Here is a 23,962-nt window from a genome sequence, read left to right on the forward strand (position 1 = left end):
AACGGTGCCGCAACGACGCCGAGACCACCGGCCACCGTCTACCGGTTCGACGGAGAAGGAGGTACTGGTCGGGTTTCTCGACTACCTGCGGACCTGCGTCGTCGACAAGGTGCATGGTGCACCCGAACCCGCGGTGCGCACCGCGGGTGTGCCGTCGGGCACGAACGTGCTCGGGTTGCTCAAACACCTTGCGCACGTGGAGCGCTACACGTTCCTCGGCGAACACGTCGACGACTGGCCGGCGACCTTTCAGGCGGGGCCTGCCGAAACCATCGAGGGTCTGATCGACGCCTACCGGGATGCGATCAGGCGGGCCAACGCGGTCATCGCCGCTTGTGAGGACCTGGAGTCGCGCGCGCCACGACCGGCCAAGGGCGGGTCCGAGCCCTCGATGCGGTGGGCGCTGGTCCACATGATCGAGGAGACCGGTCGGCACGCGGGCCATATGGACATCCTGCGCGAACAGATCGACGGTGCGACAGGACGGTGAGGTTCAGGCGGCGGCCCGGCCGAAATACAGTTCCTGGGTCGCCAGGCACACCAGCTGTCCGGCCCGGTTGTACATCGTCGACGTGGTCAGCCCGCGACCGGCGACACCGCTGGGCGAAAACTGGTCGGACAGCACCCAATCCGACATGTCGACCGGCCGGTGGAACCACAGCGCGTGGTCGATCAGCGCGTTGAACGTGCCGATCGGGGTGGCGCCGCGCATGGCGAGCGCCGTCTCGACCATCGTCGTGCCCGACAGGTAGGCCAGCAGGCAGCTGTGCAGCACCTCGTCGTCGGCCACCGGCTCACCTGGCCGCCACCACATCCGCATCCGCGGCGACGGTTCGCCGAGCTCGAGCGCCAAGCGCGGTGGCGCATCGATGTAGCGCAGGTCGAACGGCTGCGGCCGCACCCAGAAGCCGTTGTGCTCATCGGCGAAGTCCGCCAGTTGCTGCTGCACCGGCGCAAGCGAATCCGGTTGCGGCACATCGGGAATCGGCTGGTGATAGTCGAGTGAATCGACGGGCGCGCTCAGCGACACCAGCGCCTCGAGCAGAATCTGGTCGTCCTGGACCGCGGTGACCTGACGCGTCGACAGCGTTCCGCCGTCGCGTGCCACGTCAACGTGCAGGTCGACCGGATAGCGGGCATCGCCTGCGCGCACGTAGTAGACGTGCGCGCTGTGCGGCGTGCGGCCGGGAGCGGTCCTGCTGGCCGCCATCAGAGCCTGACCGGCGATGTGTCCGCCGACGATGTGGTGTGCCGGGTTGTCGAGTTGCGTCGCGACGAAGTGCCGGTCGCCGCGTCGGTCCACCTCGAGCGTGGCGACGATATCGGCGAGGGTTGGGACGCGGTAAGTCACCCCGGCATCATGCCAGTGCGATTTCGGTGCAGTTCGTTGCACTCAGCGCGACAAACCGCACCCAAATCACAGCTCGGCGAGGATCGCCGTCACGAACTCGTCGACGTCGGCCTCGGTGGTGTCCCACGCCGTCATCCAGCGCACCTCGCCGCGCGAGCGGTCCCAGTCGTAGAACCGCACCCGCTCGCGAATGCGGTCGGCCGCATCGGTCGGCAGCGACGCGAAGATCGCGTTCGCCGGGCTCAACTGGGTGAATGCGAGCCCGGTCAGCCGTCCCTCGGCGATGTGGGCCTCGAGGGCCGAGCGCAGCCGCGCCGTCATCGCGTTCGCGTGCGCGGCGCTGCGCAGGCCGAGGTCGTTCTCGAACAGCGTCAGCAGCTGCACCGAAGTGAAGCGCATCTTGCTCGCCAGCTGCATCGTCAGTTTCCGCAGATACTTCAGCCCGTGAGCACGGGCTGTATCGAGCACGACCACCGCCTCGGCGCCGAGCAGGCCGTTCTTCGTGCCGCCCAAGCTGAGGACGTCGACCCCCGCATCCGTGGTGAACGCCCGGAACGGCACGCCGAGCGCCGCTGCCGCATTCCACAGCCGCGCCCCGTCCATGTGCACCGCCATCCCGTTGGCGTGGGCGAAGTCCGCCACCGCCTGCACCTCGTCCGGCGTGTACACGGTGCCCATCTCGGTCGTCTGCGTGATGCTCACCGCAAGCGGCTGGGCCCGATGCTCGTCACCCCAACCCCACGCCTCGCGGGCGACGAGTTGGGGGGTCAGCTTGCCGTCGGTGGTAGGCACCGTCAGCAGCTTGATCCCGGTCATGCGCTCGGGAGCGCCCGCTTCGTCGGTGTGGATGTGGGCCGTCGACGCGCTGACGACGGCGCCCCAGCGCGGCAGAACACTGGTCAGCGCAACCACGTTCGCGCCGGTGCCGTTGAAGACCGGGTAGACCTCGGCGCCCGCGCCGAAGTGTTCGCCGATCACCTCCTGCAACCGCGCGGTGTACGCGTCCTGCCCGTATGCGGGTTGGTGGCCGCCGTTGGCGGCGGCCAGGGCGGCGAGCACCTCCGGATGCACGCCGGCATTGTTGTCGCTGGCGAAGCCTCGCCAGTCGGGATCGTGCAGACGCGACGTCACGCCTCATCCTTTCACCGTCCTGATGCGGCTCCCACACGCGGAACAACCACTACCGGCCGCACGTGATGATCATCGCCGGCCTCGATTTCGTCGCAGATATATGTATGTGCTATGCATACTTAGTGGCGCCGTCACGATACGACCAACTCGACGAACTGCTGACCCGCATCGCGGTCGCGCGGCAGCGGCCCGGTTGGCGGAATCGTCTTCTCGACGGCGCAGGCCCCGTGACCAGCGCGTCGACCCTGCGGGTGCTGCGCGCGGTCGAGCAGTGCCAGCAGCTTTCCGGCGGCGCCTCCATCCGCGACGTCGCCGACTTCCTTGCCGTCGACCACTCCACCGCGAGCCGGTCGGTGGCCGCCGTCGTCGCCGCAGGCCTGGTGACGAAGACGTTCGCCGCCGACGATCAGCGCCGCTGCATGCTCGTGCTGACCGAAGCCGGACACGAGGCCTCGCAGACGGTGACCGACCGCAGGCGTGAACTGGTCGCCGAGATGATCGAGGACTGGCCCGACGCCAGCGTCGACACCCTGGTCGATCTACTCGACCGGTTGGCCGAACGGTTCGAAGGGGCGTCGGCCCGATGACCGCCGAAGCCACCGCCCCACCGCAGGAACGCGGCGCGCTGGGGTTGATGTTCGATCCGGTGTTCGGCGCGTTGTTCTGGGGAAAGATCTTCTCGGTCGTGGCGGTCTGGACGCACGGCATCGTCGCCGCGATCGTGATGTTCGACGCGACGCGGTCAGCCCTCATGGTGGGGTTGGTCGGCGTCGTCCAGTTCGCGCCCCAGCTGATCCTCAGCCCCATGAGCGGCAAGTGGGCCGACACCGGCAACCCCGCGCGGCAGATCCTGCTCGGCCGGGTGTTGTGTGTGGCCGGTTCCGGATTCACGGCGGTGTGGTTGTTCGCCGACCCCGCAGGACACGACATCTCCGATGCCGTTCCCGTGCTCCTGGGCACCTTGCTGGTCGGGTTCGGCTTCGTGGTGGGCGGGCCGGCGATGCAGTCGATCGTGCCGAACCTCATCCGCGACGGTGAACTGTCGACGGCCATGGCGCTCAACAGCTTCCCCATGACCATCGGGCGCATCGTCGGCCCCGCGGCGGGCGCGTACATCGCCGCGCATCTGGGGGCCGGAGCCGCGTTCGCGGTCAGCGCGGTTCTGCATCTCGTGTTCGCGTTCTTCCTCCTCGCCGTGCGGTTCCCCGCACCGCCGACGCGGCTCGCCGACACCGATTACCGCGTGCGCGTGGCGCTGCGATACGTGTGGCGGGATCGCCCGCTGTTGCTGGCGCTGCTCGCGGTGACCACCGTCGGCCTGGCGTCCGACTCGTCGATCACACTGACCCCGTCGTTGGCCGACGAACTGGGCGGCGGGGCCAGCCTGGTCGGAACGCTGTCCGCGGTGTTCGGTGTAGGCGCGGCGGTCGGCATGGCGACCTTGGCGTTGCTGCGCGGCCGGATCGCGTCGCAGAACGTGTCGGCGATCGGGCTGGCAGGGCTCGGGTTCGGGTGTGCGGTGCTCGCGGCCGCGCCGGTGACCGCGGTGGCCATCGCGGGGTTCGTCCTTGCCGGACTGGGTTTCGGTTGGGCGATGACCGGGCTGAGTACCGTCGTGCAGGAGCGGGCGCCCGAGCCGTTGCGCGGGCGCATCATGGCGCTCTGGCTGGTCGGCTTCCTCGGTTCACGTCCCATCGCCGCGGCCGTGCTCGGCGGCGCGGCCGACGTGTTCAACGTGCAGGTGGCCTTCGGGGTGGCGATGGTGTTCTGCGCGACGGCCGCCCTGTGGTGCCGCCCGGCCAAACTGGCCGGCCCGCTACCGTCACACGTTTAGCGTTGCGCCTCAGGCGCTTTCGGCGGCCTTGCGCGCCCGTTCCGTCATGGAGGCGACCACTCCACCGTCGTTGAGGATGTCGGTGCCGGTGAGGTAGCCCGCCTTGGGACTGACGCAGAACGCGAACAGCTCGGCCATCTCCTGCGGTGTGCCCCACCGCGGGACGGCGGCGTCGGTGACCATCGCGCCTGCGCCTGCCTGCTCCTCCAGCCTGCCCATCTCGGTGTCGACGGATCCCGGGGAGACCGAGACGATGCGCAGGCCCTTGCCGTTGAACCGTTCGGCCTGTGACGAGCTGTACCACCGCACGAAGCTCTTGCTGACGGCGTAGGCAATGCCCGAACGCGCCTCCGGCCCGGCGATGTCGCACGCGGCAAGCATGTCGGCCATAAACGCGTCCTGATCGGCCATCGCTTGCGGGAACTTGTTTTTGGGGATCATCTCGTCGGGCAGCAGGTGCGCGGCCATGGATGCGACGTTGACGATCGCGGCGCCCTCGGAGGCCGCCTCGAAGAACGCCTCGTTGACGTTGACCGTGCCGATCGCGTTGGTGCGCATCACATATTCGGCGTCACCCATGCTGGGGCTCACGCCCGCGGTGTGAACCACCGAGGCGATCGTGCCCACGCCGGTCGCCGTCTCGAAGAGCCGATCGACCGCCGCCCGGTCGGTGACATCACAGTGCACCGCGGTGACGGTGATGCCCGCGTCGGCCAACTCCGCGGCCGGGGTGTCGAGCCGGTCCTTCCTGACGTCGCACAGGACCAGGGCATGGTCATGTCCGAGGATGCGGGCAGTCGCCTGGCCCATGCCACCGGCGCCACCGGTGATGATCGACACTCGACTCATAGCGGGAACGCTATACCGAAAGCGCGACGGGATGCCCGACGGGTGGCGCGTCCGTTAGACGCCGACCGCGCGCTCCAGATCCTTCAGCGACGTCTCGAGGTGGCCGAGCAGCCGCTGAAGCGACGGCACGCTCCGCCGGTCGCCGACCAACCCGAAGTCGAGGTTGTCGGCGTTGTTGGCCAACGTGATGTTGAGCGCCTGCCCGTCGAGCGGAATCGAGAACGGGTAGTTGCCGTCGAGTCGGGCGCCGTTCCAGTACATCGGCTGCCTGGCGCCGGGCACGTTGGAGATCACGATGTTGAACGGCGGTGGCGAAGTGGAGACGAAGCCCGGCAGCAATCCGAGCGCCAGCCCGCCCACCAACAACGCCGACAAAGCCAACTGCTGAACCCGCGGCAGTTCGGAGAAGACTTTCTTGTTGTCGCGCATCGACGTGGCGATCGCTTCCAGCCGCTGCACGGGATCCTCGAGATCGGTGGCGAGATTGCACAGGATTGCGCCCACCAGGTTCCCACCGCCCTCGGCGTCCTTCTCGGTGCGCAGATTCACCGGAACCATCGCGACCAGCGGCGTGTCCGGCAACGCGCGTTCGTCGGCCAGATACTCCCGCAGCGCCCCTGCACACATGGCCAGCACGACGTCGTTGACGGTCACGCCCGCAGCGCTTTTGACCTTCTGGATGCGCTCCAACGCCCACGACTGGGCCGCGACCCGCCGCGCCCCGCCGATGCGGACGTTGAGCATCGTCTTCGGTGCGCGGAACGGAAGGGTGAGCTCCTGCTCGATGAGCGCGGCTCGCGCCAGCGACAACGTGGTCGGTGCGAGACCGGCGACCGAGCTCGCGGCCTCGCTCACCGTCTGCAGCAGTGACGGACCGGATTTCGGGCCCGACCTGCGCCGTGGCGGCAAGCTCCACGGTGCCTGAATCGACGTGTCACCCGGATCGGTGGAAAGCGTCCGCTGCACCAGCTTCATTGCCGATACGCCGTCGATCAGCGAGTGGTGAAACTTCGTGTAAACCGCGAAGCGTCCGTCGGCCAGCCCCTCGATCAGGTGCGCCTCCCACAACGGGCGGTGGCGGTCGAGCAGCGTGCCGTGCAATCTCGAGACCAGCTCGAGTAGCTCACGCACCCGGCCCGGCGCCGGGAGCGCCGAGCGGCGCAGATGGTATTCGAGATCGATGTCCTTGTCGGAGGACCACACCAGGTTCGTGAGCCCGCCGAAGAACGCCGGATGTTTGCGGAAGGTCGGCTGCACATCGGTCTGCTCCACCAGGGTGTCGTAAAGGTCCCGTAGGAAGTCGGGGCCGGCCCCGTCCGGTGGCACGTACAGCGTCAGACCGCCGACATGCATTGGGTGTTCCCGGGATTCGCCGAGCAGAAAGATCAGGTCCGTGGGTGATATCGGTTGCATGCGGCCTCCGGCTTCGATGCTTGAGAATGCTCAAGGCTTGTCTGTACATCCCCCACGCGGTCATTGCACAAACGTGTATCGCGGCCGGTGACCAGGACGCTGCTTCAGCCTCCCACTCACGGGACGACCGCGCCAGGTCATCCGACGGCTGACGACGAAGGTGGCGCGGAATGCCCCTCGGGCCCGACGTGCGTCATCAACCGGACGATCTCTTTGCGGTCGGCTTCCGACGGCATACCCATGTCCGGTGTGTAGCCGTACACCTCGTGCAGCGGCGTGGAATCGGTGCGGGTGTCGAGGATGTCGACGTCTTCGGTGGTGATCAATCCGGGATGTTCGACGCCGCACGCCTCGGCCACCTTGACCAGGTCGCGGCGCAGCGTCCTGACGTAGTTGGCGACCCGCTCGGCCTTGACGTCGGGCACCAGGCCACGGGCCAACCATGCGTTCTGGGTCGCGACTCCGGTCGGACAGGTGTCGGTGTGGCATTTCAGCGCCTGGATGCACCCGATCGCGAGCATCGCCTCGCGCGCGACGTAGACCAGATCGCAGCCGAGCGCGAAGCCGACGATGGCGTTGTCCGGCAGGCCGAGCTTGCCCGCGCCGATGAAGACCACATCCTCGTGCAGGCCCCGCTCGGCGAAGATCCGGTACGTCCGCGCGAAGCCGAGTTGGAAGGGCAGCGACACGGTGTCGGTGAAGATCAGTGGTGCCGCGCCGGTGCCACCCTCGCCGCCATCGATGGATATGAAGTCGACGCCGCGGCCGGTGTCTCGCATGAGATCGGCCAGATCGCACCAGAACTCGAGATCACCGACGGCCGACTTGATCCCCACCGGCAGGCCCGTCTCGGCGGCCAGCAGTTCCACCCAGTCCAGAAGGCTGTCGACGTCGGAGAACTCTGCGTGCCGCGATGGGCTCACGCAGTCGCGACCCTCGGGGATTCCACGAGCGGCGGCGATCTCGGCGGAGACCTTCGGTGCGGGCAGCAGCCCTCCCAGAGTCGGCTTGGCCCCTTGGCTGAGTTTGATCTCCAGCGCCCGCACCGGCGCACGCGCCACCACGTCTTTGAGCTTGGCCAGATCGAAGCGACCGTCGGCGTCCCGGCACCCGAAGTAGGCGGTGCCGATCTGGAAGATCAGTTCCCCGCCGTGGCGGTGGTAGCGCGAGATCCCGCCCTCGCCGGTGTTGTGGAGACAGTCAGCCAGTGCGGCCCCCTTGTTGAGCGCCTCGACGGCATTGGCCGACAGTGATCCGAAGCTCATCGCGGAGATGTTGACCACCGAGTTCGGCCGGAACGCGCCGGGTCGGTCGCGGGCCGCCCCGATCACCTTGGCGCACGGCACCTGTATCTCGCGGCTGGTGCCCGGTGACGACGGTGGGACGGTCTTGGCGAACGTGCGATGTTTGATCACCGGATAGCCGGAGGTGTACTCCAGGTCGTTGTCGGTGCCGAAGCCGAAGTAGTTGTTCTGTTTCTTGGCCGACGCGTACACCCACCGTCGCTGGTCCCGGGTGAAGGGCCGTTCCTCGTCGTTGGCCGCGACGATGTACTGCCGCAACTCCGGGCCGATGGCTTCGAGTAAGTACCTCGCATGCCCGACGACGGGAAAGTTTCGCAGGAGTGCGTGCCTGCGCTGAAACAGATCACGCACGGCCACGGCGCCCATCGTCGAGGCGGCCGCGGCGGCGAGACCACGTACGGTGCGGCCCATGGGGTCAGGGTTTCCGGACAGCCACGGACCGAAACCCGCCCGTCACCGCGCGTGACGCAGGATCAGGAGTTCGCCGGTCAGCGTTCCGTTTTCGAGTAGCCGCCCGATGTCGCCGCTCTGCTCTTCGGCCAGCCGCCACGCCCGCTTGCGGCCGTGCCGTTCGGACAGCGTGGTCTCCACCTTCTCGGCGCGTTCGGTCCACACCGCTGGAATGTCGGGCAGATCGGCGGTGCACAGCCGTTCCTCCACGACGAAGGACGCTTGGCCGATGAGCTCGTCGAGACGCTCCGGTGTGGGGAAGTGATTGTCCGGAAGTCGATCGCCAGGGATTGCGCGATGCGCCACGAACGCCAGCAGCCCGACGCTCCCGCCGGGTCGCACCGTGCGGCGTAACTCGTTCAGAAGCGTGAGCTGATCCGGTGTGGTGCACAGAACCCCCAACGACCACGCCGCGTCGAAACGCGAGTCGGCGATCGGCAGCGCCGAGCCGAGCCCACAGAGCACCGGGTGGTCGAACAACCTGCTCGCCGCCCGGCATGCCCCGGATTCGGGCTCGACGAGCACCGGTCGCACCGAGCGCGCCTGCGCCGCGTACGCGGCCGGGCCGCCGACACCCGCGCCGCAGTCCAGCAGCGTGTCGCCCGCCGCCAGCCCCATCCGCTCGATCAGCCAATCCAGTGCCGCCGGGCTTCCGCTTCCCCGGCACGCCGCGGGGATGTGGTAATCCGGTCCCAGATCCGCGGCCACCTGCGCCGTCCACTCGGCGACCGTGTCGAACTCGGCCTCCATCGCCTCACTCACGCTGCCACCTCCTGGATGCGGCGTCCCACCTCGGCCTTGATCTCGGCGCCGACGCGGGCACCGGATGCCGACGCCAGCCCGGAGACGTTCACGCCTTCGACGCCGTCGATCGACAACAACGCTTCCGCCTCGGCGACCGCCGCCTCGATTCCCGCCGCCACCGGGTCTGCGGCGCCCAGGACGTATTCGGTCACCGATGGGTCGAGCTCGAGCCCGGGCAGCCCCTGCAGGACGGCCGCGGACACGCTGTCGGTGAACACCGCGACCGCCGCGATCACCGGGATGGACAGGCCCGCGGCGCGGGCGGACTGCATGAAGTCGGCGATCATGGCCGGGAACGGCACGTGGTTGAGAACCGCCAAACTGGCTCCGGCGCGCTGCTTTTCCACGAGACGGGCGGGCCGTCCATGTACCGGCGGCGCCGTCGGCGTCTCGGGTACCGCGGCGACCATGCCGATCGACGCCGCGAGTTCGACCAGGCGCGGCCCGTCCAGGTCGAAGGTCTGCGTCACGTCGGGGCGGACGTCATAGCCCCGACCGTCACCCGTCACGCACAACGCGGTGTCGACGCCGATACTGAGTAACCCCCGCAGTTCCTGCTCGAGAACCACCCGGTTGCGGTCGCGGCACGACAGCGTGATCCACGGCGCCACACCGGCGTCGAGCAGCAGGCTGCCCATCAGCGTGGGCGGGAAGTCCGGTTTGTTCTGATGCTCACCGACCAGAACGGCGTCACACGACGGTGCAAGAAGACCGGCGGTTGCCGCGACGTCCTGCACATCGAATGCGGCGTTGCTGAAGTCGGTGAGCACCAGAGGTGGATTGACCGGCCGGGGTTCGTGTCGCGGCCCCGACCACGGCACCACGTCGGCGAATGTGCACGGACCCGGGCGCATCTCGCACTGGCCGTCGGGGCGCACACCACCACACGGACCGAACTCCATCCGTTTGGGACAGCCCAGCTCTGGTGGCGATGTCACGTGTCTCCCCTTCGACGCTGAGCTCAGATACCCATCGCGTGCCCGTGGCAATCGCCACGGTGGTGCGCGCCGGTTTGAGAAGCGACAGGTCGGGGCATCAATCCGCCGTGCTGACCGCAGTGTGGTTCGGCCTGGCCGCATCCAGCTCCCTCGTCATCGGCTCACTGGTGGGAGCGAAATGGAGCCCGCCGAAACGGGTGACGGGAGTGCTGCTCGCCTTCGCGAGCGGGGCGCTCATCTCGGCGCTGGCGTTCGAACTGTTCGAAGAGGCCTACCACATGGGCGGTGCGGTGCGTTCGGGTCTCGGCCTGCTCGCTGGCGCGGCCACGTTCGTCGCCGTCGACACCGCGCTGGACAGATACATCAGCGGGAAGTCCGGGCCCGACACCCGGGAAGTCGCCACCTCGGGAGCGCGCGGCGGGGTCGGGTTCGCGTTGTTGGCCGCGGTGACGTTGGACGGTGTGCCGGAGAACCTCGCGCTCGGTGTCTCGCTCGTCGGCGGTGTGTCGCTGTCGCTGCTGGTGGCGATCTTCTTCTCGAACCTGCCGGAGTCCCTCGTCGGCGCGGTCGCGATGCGCGAGTCGGGAACCAGCGCCCGCGCCGTCGTTCTGACGTGGTCGCTGTGCGCGGTGTTGCTGGCCGCTGCCGTGGTGCTGGGTCGTACGATCGCTTCGGGATTGGACGACACCCTTCTGGCGGTCGCATTGTCCTTCGCCGGCGGCGCGGTCCTGGCGTCACTCGCCGACACCCTCATGCCGGAGGCGTTCGAACACGGCCGCCCGCTCAACGCGTTTGCGACCGCCGGCGGGTTCTTCCTGTCCTTCGTGCTCGCCGGCTGAGGAATTCTCGCGCCTTTGCGCACCGGGTACGTTCGTTGTGGTGGATGACGCAGAGGACCGGAAAGCCGACGACATCGCCCTCACCGGGGTCTCGGAGACCGCGCTGCTGACGCTGAACGGAAGGGCGCATCAGGCCCGTCATCCGAACGCGATCATCGACGATCCGATGGCGATCCGCCTCGTCGACGCGATCGACTTCGACTTCGACAAGTTCGGCCGCAAAGGCCAGGAGATGGGCCTGCGCTCGCTGGCGTTCGACCGGGCGGCGAGCCACTACCTGTCGGAGCATCCGCGCGCCACTGTCGTCGCGCTGGCCGAGGGTCTGCAGACCAGCTTCTGGCGCCTGAACACTCTCCTGCCTCACGCCGAATTCCGTTGGCTGACAGTCGATCTACCGCCAGTCATCGAGCTGCGCGAGCGCCTGCTGCCCGCATCGCCGCGGATCACCACGCTGGCCCAGTCGGCGCTCGACTACTCGTGGATGGACAAGGTCGACGACAGCAACGGCGTCTTCATCACCGCGGAGGGGTTGCTGATGTATCTGCAGCCCGACGAGGCCATGGGGCTGATCGCCGCGTGCGCGGCGCGCTTCCCGGGTGGCCAGATGGTCTTCGACCTCCCGCCGGTCCTGGTGAAGAAGCTCGCCCCGAAGGGGATGCGGTCGTCGCGCCGGTACCGCGTTCCGCCGATGCCCTTCAGCCTGTCGGCGGAGCAGTTAGCCGCGCTCCCGGACACCATCCCCGGGATCCGCGCCGTGCACGATCTGCCGATGCCGTCGGGGCGCGGTTGGTTCTTCGAGAAGGCGTTTCCGGCCTTCTGGCGGTTCAAGCCGACGCGCAACTTTCGCGGCGCCTACACCTTGCTCGAGTTCGGCTGACGGCGATCTCGCGCTGCCGAACAATCTCTCAACGCTGCGAACCGCCTCTGACGTGCGGTTCGACGCATTTTCGATGTGATTAGATCGTTACCGATGTTTGTCACTTTCGTCACTCGGGTAACTTTGATAACAGACCGGTCACATGGCCGGCGATCACACCGAAGAAAGAGACGAATGGGAATCCACCATGAACACCGTCCTGTACTTCAGCACCAACGGCACCGTTTATGAGACCCGCGCGTACACGACCGCGGATATCGACCAGCTCGTAGAGGATCAGGGTCTGCAATCCCTGACCAGCGCCGACCGGCAGTTCGACTTCTGGTTCAGCCCGTCGACGCAGCGCTGCCAGCGGCGCCCCAACCGAAAAGCCACCGAGCTGTTCCTGGCGACCAGCACTTTCACCGCCAAGACCGTTCCCCTGCTGCGGGGAGGCGTCGTCGTGGCCACCCATGACGAGGACGGCGAGCTCGACGGGCTCAGCTGGCAGCAACTCGACCTCCTGGTTCACCGCCGGCGCGCCCTGAAAAATCGCGACGAGCGAGCACTGCTCAGGCGGATCGCGCGCGAGGAGCGCAAGCAGCAACCGAAAGTCCCCAACCTGGCGCCCGTCTCCGTCGGTTGCGCCAGGCCGCGCTCGGCCGTGCACTGACCCGTCGGTCGAGGAGGCGCCCACCGCTCAGGAGGCGCCACGTACGGTCGAACGGTGAACTTCGAGGAATACCGCCGTCACGACGCCACCGGGTTGGCCAAGCTCGTCGCCGACAAAGAGGTGAGCGCCGCGGAGTTGCTGGACCTGGCGAGAAACCGTGCCGCTGCGGTCAACCCGCGAATCAACGCGATTGTCCGCGACGTCCCGGGCTCACCGGCGGATGCGGCGTCAGGCCCGTTCTCGGGAGTGCCATTCCTGATCAAGGACCTCGCCCAGGATTACGCCGGGCTACCGACGTCGGCGGGATCGCGCGCGCTGATGTCGAAGCCGGTGGCCGAGCACTCAGAGATCGTGCGGCGGTGGCAGGACGCCGGATTGGTTATCTTCGGTAAGACCAACACCCCCGAGTTCGGGGCGAAGGGGATCACCGAACCGGACGCGTGGGGCCCTACCCGCAATCCGTGGGACCTGACCCGGACGCCGGGCGGCTCGTCGGGCGGCTCGGCTGCCGCGGTCGCCGCAGGGATCGTGCCGTGCGCCGGGGCGAACGACGGCGGCGGTTCTATTCGGATACCCGCGGCGTGCTGTGGACTGGTCGGCCTCAAACCGGGCCGTGGGCTGACGCCGTCGGGACCCGCGACGGGTGAGTCCATGCACGGCGCGGCCGTACAAGGCGTGGTGTCGCGGACCGTGCGGGACACGGCGGCGATGCTCGACGTCATTCGCGGGGGCGAACCGTGGGGCCCGTACGTGCCCGGTGTTCCGTCCTCGACATTCGCGTCCTGTGTGGGGGCCGATCCCGGCACCCTTCGTATCGGCGTGCGGGTCCCGTCGGCGATCAACCCGTCCCCGCATCCGGAAGCCGCCGCCGCGGTCGAGGCGACCATACGGGCGCTGACCGAGCTCGGCCATCACGTCGAGGAACTTCCGAGCGCCCCCTTCGACGACGCGGCCCTGGCGCGCGACTTCCTGCTCACGTGGTTCGTCTACACGGCGTGGGAACTCGATGAGGCCAAACGCATCTCGGGCGCCGGCGACGATTCGTTCGAACGCGACACCCTCATCCTCGCCGCGCTCGGCAGAACCACGAGCGGCGTCGACTACGTGGACGCCGTGCAGCGGCGCCACGAACACACGCGCAGGCTCACCACGTTCTTCGAGTCGTACGACCTGTTGTTGACGCCCGGGCTGGCGACCCCGCCGCCGACCATCGGCGAGTTCGACCTGCCGGTCGTGCTGCAGCGCGCCGCCGACGTGCTGATCAGGACGCGCACGGCAAAGGTGTTGCGCTTCACCAAGATCGTCGATGACATGGTGGACAAGAATCTCGGCTGGGTGCCGTACACCCAGCTCGCCAATCTGACGGGGCGCCCGGCAATTTCGCTACCGCTGCACTGGACCGCGGACGGGCTGCCGCTGGGGGTCCAGTTCGTCGCACCGCTGGCGGGCGAGTCGCTGCTGCTCCGGTTGGCTACCCAGCTGGAGCAGGCGATGCCCTGGTCCGATCGCGCGGCCCCGATCTAGCGCCCCGAGCGCCGTTGGCGCAGCTTCGCCGCTTGCATGGTGAGGTGGTCGCGCTCCGCGAGGTTCTGTGCTTTTGCAGCGGCCTCCACGTAAAGCTCCGCAGCCATGGCAAATTCGCCGGCCCGCTCGTGGAGGTATGCGGCAGAGGCGGTGTAGCGCGGAAGCGCCGGATCGAGCTCGGACAGCGCCGCAAGCCCCGCTTGCGCTCCGTCGGCCTCGCCGACCGCGACGGCGCGATTGAGTCGCACCACCGGGCTGTCCGTGAGGCCGACCAACTCGTCGTACCACTCGACGATCTGCACCCAGTCGGTTTCCTCGGCGGTCTGCGCGTCGGCGTGCAGTGCGGCGATCGCGGCCTGCGCCTGGTACTCCCCCAGACGGTCCCTGGCCAACGCGGCCTGCAGCAGGCCCACGCCCTCCGTGATCAGGTCGCGCCGCCACAGCCGCCGGTCCTGTTCGGCGAGCGGCACGAGGCTGCCGTCGGCGCGTGTGCGGGCCGGGCGCCGCGCATGGTGCAGCAGCAACAGCGCAAGCAGGCCCGCGACCTCGGGATCGTCGGTGGCCGAAGCGAGTTGGCGGGTGAGCCGGATCGACTCGGCGGCGAGGTCGACTTCGCCGGTGTAGCCCTCGTTGAAGACCAGGTACAGCACGCGCAGGACGGTGTGGAGGTCGCCGGGGCGGTCGAGGCGGACGTCGCTGACGGTGCGTTTGGCCCTGCTGATCCGTTGTGCCATCGTCGATTCCGGCACGAGGTAGGCCTGGGCGATCTGGCGGGTCGTAAGGCCACCCACAGCCCTCAGAGTCAGCGCGACGGCCGACGCGGAGGTGAGGCTGGGATGCGCGCACAGGAAGTACAGCTGCAGCGTGTCGTCGACCGGCGCTGCCGGACCCGGCGCCGGTTCGCCGGCGACCTGCAACTCGCGGCGGTGCCGGGCGACGTCGGACCGGGTGAGGTCGACGAACCGGCGCCAAGCGGTGGTGATCAGCCACCCCTTCGGGTCGTCCGGGCGCCGGTCCGGCCAGGTGTCGAGCGCGCGCAGAAGCGCCTCCTGAACCGCGTCCTCGGCGGTCGCGAAATCCGCCCCGCGGCGGACGAGGATTGCCAGCACCGCGGGGATCAGGTCCCGCAGCTGGGCCTCGCCCACCGCGCCGGGCCTCACTCGGTGACCGTCGGTGGTGCGGTCAGAAACGGCCGGACCTCCAGCCACTCGTGGATCGGGCGACCGCCCGCGCCCGGCGCCGCCGACAGTTCCCCGGCCAGTTCGACGGCGCGTTCGTAGGAATCGACGTCGATGACCATCCATCCGGCGACCAGATCCTTGGTTTCGGCGAACGGGCCGTCGACCACCGGCGGTTTGCCCTCACCGTCAGAGCGCACCCAAGCCCCCTCCGGGGCCAGGGCCGCATGGGTGACGAACTCGCCGGTGTTCTCCAAGCGTGCCGCGAAGTCGTTCATATACCGAATGTGCGCCTCGATCTCCTCGGGCGTCCACCGGTCCATCGGCACGTCGTTGACGCTGGCCGGCGCGCCCCGGTAGTGCTTGAGCAGCAGATACTTGGCCATGACTTCGTCCTCCGTTCTTCGGGTCGCGACCCTAGTTGGTCACTCACCTGTGGGACGGATCCGTCGGGCATTTCTCGACATGGTCATCCATCGGCACGACGTCACCTGGCTATCGTGCAGCCATGAGCCTGGTGACCTACGAGTTGGACGATCACATCGCCACCATCACCTTCAACCGTCCCGACGCTCGCAACGCGATCAATGGCGAGATGCGGCGCGACCTGAACGCGGCCTGGGAGCGGTTCCGCGACGACGAGGATGCGTGGGTTGGGATCCTCACCGCAAACGGCGACGTGTTCTGCGCCGGCGGTGACCTCAAGGACGGCGAGGGTTCGGTCGGCACCTTCGGGGGCACGTTCTGGGAGAAGCCGACGATCAACTCGTTCGAGAGCGGCATGGAACTGTTCAAGCCGACGATCGCGGCGGTCAACGGGCCCTGCATCGGCTACGGTCTGACCGGCGTCCTGTTTTGTGACTTCGTGATCGCCTCGACCACAGCGACTTTCGCGTTCCCGGAGGTATCTCTCGGGGTGCCGACGATCGTCGGTGCGATCCGGCTGCCCGAACGCGTCCGGTGGGCCGACGCCATGGAGTTGTTGTTGACCGGTAAGCCGATCGACGCCGAGCGCGCCAAGGAGACCGGCCTGGTGTGGCGACTGGTCGAACCCGGTGATCTGCAGGCCGAGGCGCGGTCCTGGGCGCGCACGCTCACCGAGGCGGCACCGCTGGCGCAGCGCGCCACCAAGGAGGTGGCCTGGCGCACGGCCAACATGGGCTGGATCGAGTCGGTCCGGTTCGGCGAGACGATGCGCAAGGTGGCCGCTGCGACCGAGGATGTGCACGAGGGCATCAGAGCGTGGCGGGAGAAGCGGACACCGCGCTGGCGCGGTCGCTGAGTACATCTTCAGTTGCGCGCCGCCACTGCCGGGCCACGGTTCCCGACCGCATGCTCACGCGCGGCGAAGCGTCAGCAGGGTGATCTCACTGGGCGCGAACACCCGCAACGGCGGACCCCAGAAGCCTGTGCCGCGACTGGTATACAGCTGCGTGCGATCACCATGGCGACTCAGGCCGTGCACCACCGGCTGCTCCAGTCGGACAAGGATATTGAACGGCCAGATCTGGCCGCCGTGTGTGTGCCCCGAGACTTGGAGATCGACACCGGCCCGCGCCGCGTGGGCGACCTGCTTGGGTTGGTGCGCCAACAGAAGGACGGGTAGTGCGCGGTCGGCACCGGCCAGCGCCGTGTCGAGATCTGCCCCGTGCCCCACCAGACCGGAGGACCGCGCGGTGGCGTCGTCGACGCCGGCGACGATCATTCGGTCACCGCCGCGCTCGACCACGACGTGCCGGTTGTGCAGTGCGTCCCAGCCGATGCGCTGCATATAGTCGAGCCAGCCCTGCGCCTTGCCGAAGTACTCGTGGTTGCCGGTGACGTACACCCGGGCCAACGTCGCCTGCACCGCGGCCAGCGGGCTTGCCTGGGCCTCCCGCTTCTCGACCGTTCCGTCGGCGATGTCACCGACGTGGCCGACCACATCCGCGTCGAGTTCGTTGACGCGCTTGACCACCGCGGCCGACCAGCGAGCGCGGTCGATCGGCCCGTAATGCGTGTCGGTGATCAGCGCGACGCGCAGCCCGTCCAGGCCGCGGCCCAGCCCGTCGATTGCGACGTCGACCTTCTTGACCCGGGGCAGGCGCATCGCTTCGACGAAGCCCCAGACCAGCAGTGCCACAGCGACCGCCAACACCACGCAGGCCACGACCCTCGCCCGCGTCGGATTGTCGACCCCCGCGGCGAACAGGACCCACCCCAACGCCTGACCCAGCACCGCCCAGGTGAACAGCACCCACGCGACCCCGAGCAGGGCATCCCCGACGGCGGCGGCCCAGTCGAGGTGGCGACCGTGACCGAGCGTCATCAACACCGGCATCGCCACAAAGGCCACGGCGAAGGCAAGCGTCCCGACAATGACGACGGCTCTCGGCCAGGCCGCACCCGAGGCCAGCAGCGTCCACCACGGCACACCGAACAGCAGCAGCGTGATGGCGAGCGCGATGACCATCCGCCGCCAACGCCGCGGCGAGCGTCGTGGCGGCGCGGCCGAGTCCACCACTTCAGCCGGAGTGTCCGTCATCGCGCGTCGACCTTCCGTTCTCGGCTCCAAGGAACGCAATCGACGCTACCGACGCTCTCGCGACTCATGAGGCATCCGCATCCGCATCCTGTCGCTCATCCTGCAGACGGTCCTTGCTGCGCAGCAGACGAAGCAGCGTGACGAGCACCAGACCGCCTACCACGTTGCCGACGACCGTGTAGGCGAACCACGTCGCCCAGTCGCCGTACCCGAACGGGGCGCCGGCGATGAGCGCACCAAAGATCAGCAGCGAGTCCAGGATCGAATGGAACATCTGCAGCCCGGCCAACAGGAAGCCGCCTGCGACCGCCGCGGCGATCTTGCCGAACGTCGACTCGGTGCCGTGCTGCATGCGCGTCATCAGCGTGATGACCATGCCGCCCAGCAGTGACAGCGCGACCGTCTCCGCTGAGATCGGGGCGGTGGCGAAGTGGGTGCCCGACTCGATCGTCTGCGCATGCAGTTTCGGGAAGCCCGTCATGATCAGCCACATGATCGCCCAGCCCCCAACGAGATTGGCGATCAGCGTTCCGATCCACAACTTCAGCAGCTGCCCGACGCTGGCGCGTTTGGCCACGACCGTGGTGACCGGCACCAGGAACCCTTCGGTGAACAGCTCGCTGCGGCCGAGCAGCAGCGCGAGGAATCCGATCGAGAACGCGAGACCGGCGAGCAGGTGGTTGTGGGTGGTGGCCAACACCGACAGGTAGGCCAGGACGCCCACCGCGACCTCGGTGCCGCCGAAGAAGCCGGTGACCAGCACTTCGCGCCATGCCCGGTGCAGGCGTTGGGTGCCCTCGTCGACCATCCTCTGGAAGGCGCCCTCCAACTCGTCCTCGATCGGGCTGTCGGAATCGCCCACCTGCCGCCGCTGCGTCTCATTCTCATCCATGTGCGGGTCCTTCCCGATTCGATGACGGTCAGGGGTACCCGTCCCCCGCCGCCCCGAAGCCTCCGCGGATTACTGGCGCCCCGGCGCATTGTTGTCGGCCGGCCACAACGGAGGACGTCGATGTTGTCGTTTCTCGGCAAAGCTCGCAGGTCAGATGGGGTCCACGATGGGAGGAGTAGGACGCAGCCCCCGTAGTGAGAGGAGATGACGGTGCGCAGCCCGCATGGCGACGATCACCCCCAGACGGCTGTCCGGTTGGGTGACGACCAGGAGTGGGCCACCTTCACCCTCCGCATGCCCCGGTGGTCGACGCTGGCGCGGTTGAGGGGAGACAATCCGCTGGTCCGCTCCGTGGATCGGATCGAGGCGCTGATCATGACCTTGGTCGTCGCCCTGTCCGTTCTCGCCGTGCCGATCGCCGGCGCCGTCGGAACCGCGCTGTTCGACTCCAAGCGCGCGGCTCCCCATGCGGCGATGGAAGCGGTCACGGCCGGCGCACTCGTCCTGCTCGCGGTCCTCGGAACGGCCGCAGCTGTTCTCGTGATCACCCGCACGGTGTGCAACCGCGCCCGCTCCGCCAGGTGGCAGCGCGGCCTCGACAGCCTGATCGACGGTCGGGGCCAGGCTCGTATGCAGTAGCTGACCGGGCGTGCGTGCGGCGCCCCCCTCCCATGTCCCAACGGGAAACCCGCCGGTGTCGCGATTCGTGATTTACACCGGGCCTTTCGGGCCCAACCATGGACCCAGCTAGCCAGGAGAGGCGGTTGGGATGACGATCAGTGTGGCCGAGCGCGCGGAACTGCGTTCGGCGGTCCGCGAGCTGCTGGATGACAGGTGCACCGAGGACGACGTGCGCGCGGTGATGACCTCCGACGACGGCTTCGACCGCGACCTGTGGCACCAGCTCGCCGAGCAGGGCTTGCTCGGCATGCTCGTCGACGACGAACTCGGCGGTCTGGGCTTCGGCGCACTCGAGCTCGAGGCCGTCGCCGAGGAGACGGGCGCCGCACTTCTGCCCGCACCGTTCATCTCCAGCGCGGTGTTGACGGTCGCGCTCATCTCGGCCGCAGGCTCCGACGAAGACAAGCGACGACTCCTGCCGCCACTCGCCGACGGCACGGCGATCGGCACGGTCGCGATCACCGGACCGTCCGGCACTTGGACGGCCGAGGGCGTCGACGTCCAAGCCGGCGCCGACGGCAGTCTCACCGGCGCCGCCCACTACGTCACCTGGGGTCAGGCGGCCGATGTCCTGCTCGTGGTCGCGCGCACCAGCGACGGCGTCGGCGTCTTCGAGGTGGCGCCGGACGCCACCGGTTTCACCCGCACCGCGGTGACGGTTTTCGACCCGACCGTGCGGCTGTCGACGTTCACCTTCGCGGCTACACCCGCGCGGCGGCTCGGCACCGCCGGATGGGACGCCGTACAGGAGGCCCTGGATCTCGCCGTGATCGCGTCGGCCGGTGAGCAGGTCGGCGGCTCCCGCCGGCTCTTCGACATCACCGTCGACTACCTCAAGACGCGCGTCCAGTTCGGCCGCCAGATCGGCAGCTTCCAGGCGCTCAAGCACATGGCCGCCGACCTCCTGATCGAGGTCGAGAACGCGACATCGGCCGCCCAGCACGCCGCCGCCGAGAAGGCCGCGCGAAGTGAAACCTCCGACGGTGCAGTCGCATTGGCCGGTTTCGCCTGCGCCGAGGCCTACGAGACCGTCGCCATGAACGCGATCCAGATGCACGGCGGCATCGGTTTCACCTGGGAGCACCCCGCCCACCTGTTCCTGCGCAGGGCGCGCACCGGCCTGCAGTTGTTCGGCGGCCCGCGCCTGCATCGCGAGCGCTACCTCGTCTCGAAAGGTGCCTGACATGACCAGCCTTCCCACCGCCGACGAGCTGCGCGCCGAGGTCCGGGAGTGGTTGCGCGACAACTGGGCTCCACTTCCTAAGTCCGACGACCCGTGGGCGTCTTCGCCCGAGCGGATCGCCTGGCTGGAGAAGGTGCTCGACGCCGGCTACGCCGTGCCCACCTATCCCACCGAGTGGTTCGGCCGCGGATATCCGAGTGACCTCGCGGCCGTCATCGGCCAGGAGTTCTCGGCGATCAAGGCGCCGGGATCGCGGCAGGACAAGTACAACATCCCGGCCAACACCACGCTCAAACTCGGCACCGAGAGAATCAAACAGGACCTGCTGCGCGACTTCTTGGTCGAGCGGTCGCGCACGTGCCTGCTCTACAGCGAACCGGGCGCCGGTTCCGACCTGGCCAGCGTGCGCACCACCGCGGTCCGCGACGGTGACCAGTGGGTGGTCAACGGTCAGAAGGTGTGGACGTCGGGTGCGCTCACCGCCGATTACGCCCTGCTTCTGGCCCGCACCGACTGGGATGTGCCCAAGCACAAGGGGCTGAGCCTGTTCATCATGCCGATGAAGCAGCCCGGCATCGAGGTGCGCCCGCTGGTGCAGATCACCGGCGAATCGCACTTCAACGAGGTGTTCATCAACGACGCGACCGTCTCCGACGACTACCTGCTGGGCGGCGAGGGCAACGGATGGCGGGCGCTGCAGACCGCGCTGGCCTACGAACGCTCCATCATGGGCGACAGTGGCCGCGGCTCGCGTAACCGCAAGGCGGACAGCCTGATCGAACTCGCTCGCGAGCACGGCGTGCTCGACGACCCCGCGGTGCGCTACCCGCTGGCGAAGGTGCTGGCGATGCGGGAGCTGAACCGGCTCAACAACGCACGCGCGAAAGCCGCGACGACACAAGGCACGTCCAGTTCGATCATGTCGCTGGGCAAGCTCGCGATGTCGAAGATCCTGCACACCGAGGCGGCGATGAAGACACAGATCATCGGTGCGCAGGCGTTGTTGGCCGGCCCCGAGAATCCGGTGGCCGACGACGTCAACTTCTTGACGCTCAACGCGTTCTTCACCTCGATCGGCGGTGGGACCGATCAGATTCAGCGCAACATCATCGGCGAGCGCGTGCTCGGGCTGCCCAAGGAGCCCGAGGCCGACCGCGACATCCCCTTCCGTCAGGCCCGCAGGAGCTGATCTGTGATCCGCGCCGCCGCATACGATCCGCCGTTGTCAGGGACGCGGATCCTCGACCTGAGCTCGGGCCCGATGAGCGCCGTCGGCCGACTGCTCGCCGACCTCGGGGCGCGCGTGACCGTGCTGCGCCTGCTGGGTGTGACCGACGACGACGTGGTGGGTCCGCGCGTCGCAGGGGTGCCGATGCAGACCGCCATCAACCGGCACGGCATGGAGACGGTCGAGCTGGATTCGTCGACCGCGGCGGGCCGAGACAAGTTCGCGAAAATGCTTGTCGGAGCCGACATCCTGATCGAGAACACCCGGCCGGGGTCGCTCGCCGAGGCGACGCTGGCGGTGCGTGAGATCCGTAGGCAGCACCCGCAGCTGGTGATCCTGTCGCTCAGCGACTTCGGCCGCGACAACGACTACCGCACCTGGCAGGGCACCGGCCCGGTGTTCCACGCCTTGTCCAGCGAGCTGTCGCGCTCCGGCATACCCGGCCGCGAGCCGTTGGTACCGCCTGCCGACTTGCCCCACCACGTGGCCGCCGCGCAGGCCGCGGTGATGACCATCGCCGTCTACCTGGACCGTCTGCGCACCGGCGAGGGCGACCTGATCGACTTCTCGATCCTCGACGGGGCCATGCAGACGCTCGACCCGCCGTTCGGCTCGGCGGGCAGCGCATCGGCGGGCGTCGCGGTCAAGATGCAGCAACGCGACTGGGATGCCGAACGCCAGCGCTATCCGATCATCCCCTGCAAGGACGGCCATGTCCGCATCTGCATCCTGGCCAAACGGCAGTGGCGCGGAATGTTCACGTGGATGGGCAGCCCCGAGGAGTTCGCCGACCCCTCTTACGACAAACTCGGAAAGCGGTTCCGCTCACCGCATCTGCTCGACGCCATCGCCCGCTTCTGCGCCGACAAGACCCGTGCCGAGCTCGAGTCCCAGGGCCAGGCCCACGGTGTTCCCACCGCGGCGGTGCTGACCCTGTCGGAGGCGTTGACCGCCGAACACTTCAGCGCGCGTGGCTTTTTCCGCGACGTGGAGCTTGCGCCCGGCGTGGTGGCCCCGATCCCGGTCGGCGTCAGTGAGATCGACGGACACCGCGCCAGCGCACTCGACTCGGACTCCGAGGGGTCCGAACGTCTCACCGCCGCTCCACTGTTGGCAGGCCGGCAGCGAAGAGGCGAGGGGAGGCCGCTGGAAGGGATACGCGTCCTCGATCTCGGAGTCATCGTCGTCGGTGCCGATACCGGCCGGCTCTTCGGTGATCTGGGCGCCGACGTCGTCAAGATCGAACACTCCGCCCATCCCGACGGGCTGCGCGTCGGCAAGCTCACCACGATGACCCAGCCGTTCGCCGCTGGGCACCGCAACAAGCGCTCGATCGGACTCGACCTGCGCACACAGGAGGGCCTCGGGCTCGCGCACCGCCTGGTGCGGGACGCCGATGTGGTGCTGACGAATTTCAAGCCCGGCGTCGCCGAAGCGCTGGGCATGGATTACGCAACGTTGCGACGCATCAACCCGGGCATCGTGGTGGTGGACAGTTCTGCGTTCGGTCCCGACGGCCCGTGGGCCAAACGCCTGGGCTACGGGCCGCTGGTCCGCGCCGCAGTCGGGTTCACGAGCCAGTGGGTGTACCCGGGTGAGCCCGAGACCTTCTGCGACACCGTGACGGTCTACCCCGACCACGTGGCGGCCAGGATCGGCGCCCTGTCCGCGATCGCGTTGCTGCTGCGCCGGGAACGCACCGGCGAGGGCGGGTCGGCGAGCATCGCGCAGGCCGAGGTGATGCTGAGCCACGTCGCCGCCGACATCGCCGCCGATGCGCTCGAGCGTGCGGGCCATCCCCGCTCCTGCGCGGAACGCGGGGCGCCGTGGGGACTGTTCCCGGCCGCGGGCGAGCACAAGTGGATCGCGATCACCGTGCGTGACGCCGCCGAGTTGCAGGCACTGCGCTGGGTCATCGGCCTGCCCGGTGATGGTGAGATCGACCTCGACGCGGTGCGCGCCTGGACATCCCGGCATTCGCGCACCGAGGCGATGGAACGGCTGCAGGCCGCGGGTGTGCCCGCGGGCGCTGTGATGCACGCCGACGAGCTCCCGTCCTGGGGGTACTACGAGCAACGGCGGTCGTTCCGCGAGGAGCTTCATCCGCACGCAGACGTCCCGTTCACGATGGAGAACGTGCAGATCCACTGCGATCACGTCGCCGATCCGCCGTTACGCCAAGCCCCCCTCATCGGGGAGCAGACCGCCGAGATCGCCACGGAACTTCTCGGTCTGAGCCCCACGGAGATCGAGTCGCTGCACCGGCGCGGAGTGCTCGAGACCACCAACGGCGACGTGCACGCCTGACGG

The 23,962-nt window shown here is 68.4% G+C and carries 23 protein-coding genes; 12 read left to right on the plus strand and 11 right to left on the minus strand.

Going from position 1 to position 23,962, the window contains the following annotated elements:
* Positions 1–4: 4 nt before the first annotated feature.
* Positions 5–490 carry a DinB family protein gene (locus tag CEX88_RS06295; RefSeq protein WP_066846365.1) on the plus strand — a complete coding sequence of 162 codons (486 nt, stop codon included), beginning with the start codon at positions 5–7 and terminating at the stop codon, positions 488–490.
* 3 nt (positions 491–493) lie between these two features.
* Here CEX88_RS06295 and CEX88_RS06300 read toward each other — a convergent pair whose 3' ends face one another.
* Both CEX88_RS06300 and CEX88_RS06305 read right to left on the minus strand, forming a co-directional pair.
* The gene (locus CEX88_RS06300; RefSeq protein ID WP_094292798.1) at positions 494–1,351 is read right to left on the minus strand and encodes an acyl-CoA thioesterase; all 858 of its coding nucleotides are present in this window, start codon (positions 1,349–1,351) and stop codon (positions 494–496) included.
* A 66-nt stretch (positions 1,352–1,417) separates the two neighbouring features.
* On the minus strand, positions 1,418–2,482 hold the full coding sequence (locus CEX88_RS06305) for a threonine aldolase family protein (RefSeq protein ID WP_094292799.1): 1,065 nt from the start codon (positions 2,480–2,482) through the stop codon (positions 1,418–1,420).
* Between the two features lie 104 nt (positions 2,483–2,586).
* On the opposite strand from CEX88_RS06305, the gene CEX88_RS06310 reads away from it, so the two are divergent.
* The gene (locus CEX88_RS06310; RefSeq protein ID WP_094292851.1) at positions 2,587–3,069 is read left to right on the plus strand and encodes a MarR family winged helix-turn-helix transcriptional regulator; all 483 of its coding nucleotides are present in this window, start codon (positions 2,587–2,589) and stop codon (positions 3,067–3,069) included.
* Positions 3,066–4,316, plus strand: coding sequence for an MFS transporter (locus tag CEX88_RS06315; protein ID WP_066846353.1), 1,251 nt, complete (start codon positions 3,066–3,068; stop codon positions 4,314–4,316). The genes CEX88_RS06310 and CEX88_RS06315 overlap by 4 nt, the downstream gene beginning before the upstream one ends.
* A 9-nt stretch (positions 4,317–4,325) precedes the next feature.
* Here the strand turns inward: CEX88_RS06315 and CEX88_RS06320 are convergent, their stop codons facing one another.
* The 5 genes from CEX88_RS06320 to CEX88_RS06340 form a co-directional block, all read right to left on the minus strand.
* Positions 4,326–5,165: an SDR family oxidoreductase gene (locus CEX88_RS06320; RefSeq protein ID WP_094292800.1), complete on the minus strand. Its 840-nt coding sequence runs from the start codon at positions 5,163–5,165 to the stop codon at positions 4,326–4,328.
* 54 nt (positions 5,166–5,219) lie between these two features.
* The gene (locus CEX88_RS06325; protein WP_066846349.1) at positions 5,220–6,578 is read right to left on the minus strand and encodes a WS/DGAT/MGAT family O-acyltransferase; all 1,359 of its coding nucleotides are present in this window, start codon (positions 6,576–6,578) and stop codon (positions 5,220–5,222) included.
* Between the two features lie 137 nt (positions 6,579–6,715).
* Positions 6,716–8,293, minus strand: coding sequence for an FMN-binding glutamate synthase family protein (locus CEX88_RS06330; protein WP_066846345.1), 1,578 nt, complete (start codon positions 8,291–8,293; stop codon positions 6,716–6,718).
* Positions 8,294–8,335: 42 nt separating this feature from the next.
* Positions 8,336–9,094, minus strand: coding sequence for a class I SAM-dependent methyltransferase (locus CEX88_RS06335; protein WP_238381966.1), 759 nt, complete (start codon positions 9,092–9,094; stop codon positions 8,336–8,338).
* The gene (locus CEX88_RS06340) at positions 9,091–10,038 is read right to left on the minus strand and encodes a methylenetetrahydrofolate reductase (protein WP_238381974.1); all 948 of its coding nucleotides are present in this window, start codon (positions 10,036–10,038) and stop codon (positions 9,091–9,093) included. Before CEX88_RS06340 ends, CEX88_RS06335 begins: the two co-directional genes overlap by 4 nt.
* A gap of 143 nt (positions 10,039–10,181) precedes the next feature.
* On the opposite strand from CEX88_RS06340, the gene CEX88_RS06345 reads away from it, so the two are divergent.
* The 4 genes from CEX88_RS06345 (at position 10,182) to CEX88_RS06360 (ending at position 13,966) form a co-directional block, all read left to right on the plus strand.
* Complete coding sequence (locus tag CEX88_RS06345; protein ID WP_094292854.1) at positions 10,182–10,913, plus strand: ZIP family metal transporter; 732 nt, start codon at positions 10,182–10,184, stop codon at positions 10,911–10,913.
* Positions 10,914–10,950: 37 nt separating this feature from the next.
* A complete protein-coding gene (locus tag CEX88_RS06350) occupies positions 10,951–11,790 on the plus strand; it encodes a class I SAM-dependent methyltransferase (protein WP_369816271.1) in 840 nt (279 codons plus the stop codon).
* A gap of 187 nt (positions 11,791–11,977) precedes the next feature.
* The gene (locus CEX88_RS06355; RefSeq protein WP_094292855.1) at positions 11,978–12,442 is read left to right on the plus strand and encodes a hypothetical protein; all 465 of its coding nucleotides are present in this window, start codon (positions 11,978–11,980) and stop codon (positions 12,440–12,442) included.
* A gap of 54 nt (positions 12,443–12,496) precedes the next feature.
* Positions 12,497–13,966 (plus strand): amidase, encoded by a 1,470-nt coding sequence (locus tag CEX88_RS06360; protein ID WP_094292801.1) that lies wholly within the window; start codon positions 12,497–12,499, stop codon positions 13,964–13,966.
* On the opposite strand, the gene CEX88_RS06365 is transcribed toward CEX88_RS06360, so the two are convergent.
* A complete protein-coding gene (locus CEX88_RS06365) occupies positions 13,963–15,111 on the minus strand; it encodes an RNA polymerase sigma factor (protein ID WP_094292802.1) in 1,149 nt (382 codons plus the stop codon). The two genes, CEX88_RS06360 and CEX88_RS06365, sit on opposite strands and share 4 nt — an antisense overlap.
* An 11-nt stretch (positions 15,112–15,122) precedes the next feature.
* A complete protein-coding gene (locus tag CEX88_RS06370; protein WP_066846334.1) occupies positions 15,123–15,530 on the minus strand; it encodes a YciI family protein in 408 nt (135 codons plus the stop codon).
* A 122-nt stretch (positions 15,531–15,652) separates the two neighbouring features.
* Between CEX88_RS06370 and CEX88_RS06375 the strand changes: the two genes are divergently transcribed.
* Positions 15,653–16,426 (plus strand): enoyl-CoA hydratase/isomerase family protein, encoded by a 774-nt coding sequence (locus CEX88_RS06375; protein ID WP_094292803.1) that lies wholly within the window; start codon positions 15,653–15,655, stop codon positions 16,424–16,426.
* 54 nt (positions 16,427–16,480) lie between these two features.
* Here the strand turns inward: CEX88_RS06375 and CEX88_RS06380 are convergent, their stop codons facing one another.
* Positions 16,481–17,668, minus strand: a complete 1,188-nt coding sequence (locus tag CEX88_RS06380; protein ID WP_094292804.1) for a metallophosphoesterase — start codon at positions 17,666–17,668, stop codon at positions 16,481–16,483.
* 64 nt (positions 17,669–17,732) lie between these two features.
* Positions 17,733–18,560: a formate/nitrite transporter family protein gene (locus tag CEX88_RS06385; RefSeq protein ID WP_094292805.1), complete on the minus strand. Its 828-nt coding sequence runs from the start codon at positions 18,558–18,560 to the stop codon at positions 17,733–17,735.
* Between the two features lie 204 nt (positions 18,561–18,764).
* Here CEX88_RS06385 and CEX88_RS06390 point away from each other — a divergent pair, with 204 nt between their 5' ends.
* The 4 genes from CEX88_RS06390 to CEX88_RS06405 all read left to right on the plus strand — a co-directional run bounded on the left by CEX88_RS06390 (position 18,765) and on the right by CEX88_RS06405 (position 23,959).
* Positions 18,765–19,199, plus strand: a complete 435-nt coding sequence (locus CEX88_RS06390; RefSeq protein WP_238381967.1) for a hypothetical protein — start codon at positions 18,765–18,767, stop codon at positions 19,197–19,199.
* A gap of 130 nt (positions 19,200–19,329) precedes the next feature.
* Positions 19,330–20,424: an acyl-CoA dehydrogenase family protein gene (locus tag CEX88_RS06395; protein WP_094292806.1), complete on the plus strand. Its 1,095-nt coding sequence runs from the start codon at positions 19,330–19,332 to the stop codon at positions 20,422–20,424.
* A gap of 1 nt (position 20,425) precedes the next feature.
* On the plus strand, positions 20,426–21,613 hold the full coding sequence (locus CEX88_RS06400) for an acyl-CoA dehydrogenase family protein (RefSeq protein ID WP_094292807.1): 1,188 nt from the start codon (positions 20,426–20,428) through the stop codon (positions 21,611–21,613).
* A 33-nt stretch (positions 21,614–21,646) separates the two neighbouring features.
* Complete coding sequence (locus CEX88_RS06405; protein ID WP_274381091.1) at positions 21,647–23,959, plus strand: CaiB/BaiF CoA-transferase family protein; 2,313 nt, start codon at positions 21,647–21,649, stop codon at positions 23,957–23,959.
* Positions 23,960–23,962 lie beyond the last annotated feature (3 nt).

This window comes from Mycobacterium neumannii (genome assembly GCF_002245615.1).
GTDB classification, from domain to species: domain Bacteria; phylum Actinomycetota; class Actinomycetes; order Mycobacteriales; family Mycobacteriaceae; genus Mycobacterium; species Mycobacterium neumannii_A.

Excerpts from the sequence above, each read along its gene's own strand:
- CEX88_RS06310 (WP_094292851.1), top strand. The coding sequence starts at position 2,587 with ATGTGCTATGCATACTTAGTGGCGCCGTCACGATACGACCAACTCGAC.
- CEX88_RS06315 (WP_066846353.1), top strand. The coding sequence starts at position 3,066 with ATGACCGCCGAAGCCACCGCCCCACCGCAGGAACGCGGCGCGCTGGGG.
- CEX88_RS06320 (WP_094292800.1), bottom strand. The coding sequence starts at position 5,165 with ATGAGTCGAGTGTCGATCATCACCGGTGGCGCCGGTGGCATGGGCCAG.
- CEX88_RS06325 (WP_066846349.1), bottom strand. The coding sequence starts at position 6,578 with ATGCAACCGATATCACCCACGGACCTGATCTTTCTGCTCGGCGAATCC.
- CEX88_RS06330 (WP_066846345.1), bottom strand. The coding sequence starts at position 8,293 with ATGGGCCGCACCGTACGTGGTCTCGCCGCCGCGGCCGCCTCGACGATG.
- CEX88_RS06340 (WP_238381974.1), bottom strand. The coding sequence starts at position 10,038 with ATGGAGTTCGGTCCGTGTGGTGGTGTGCGCCCCGACGGCCAGTGCGAG.
- CEX88_RS06355 (WP_094292855.1), top strand. The coding sequence starts at position 11,978 with ATGAACACCGTCCTGTACTTCAGCACCAACGGCACCGTTTATGAGACC.
- CEX88_RS06370 (WP_066846334.1), bottom strand. The coding sequence starts at position 15,530 with ATGGCCAAGTATCTGCTGCTCAAGCACTACCGGGGCGCGCCGGCCAGC.
- CEX88_RS06375 (WP_094292803.1), top strand. The coding sequence starts at position 15,653 with ATGAGCCTGGTGACCTACGAGTTGGACGATCACATCGCCACCATCACC.
- CEX88_RS06380 (WP_094292804.1), bottom strand. The coding sequence starts at position 17,668 with ATGACGGACACTCCGGCTGAAGTGGTGGACTCGGCCGCGCCGCCACGA.
- CEX88_RS06385 (WP_094292805.1), bottom strand. The coding sequence starts at position 18,560 with ATGGATGAGAATGAGACGCAGCGGCGGCAGGTGGGCGATTCCGACAGC.
- CEX88_RS06390 (WP_238381967.1), top strand. The coding sequence starts at position 18,765 with ATGACGGTGCGCAGCCCGCATGGCGACGATCACCCCCAGACGGCTGTC.
- CEX88_RS06395 (WP_094292806.1), top strand. The coding sequence starts at position 19,330 with ATGACGATCAGTGTGGCCGAGCGCGCGGAACTGCGTTCGGCGGTCCGC.
- CEX88_RS06400 (WP_094292807.1), top strand. The coding sequence starts at position 20,426 with ATGACCAGCCTTCCCACCGCCGACGAGCTGCGCGCCGAGGTCCGGGAG.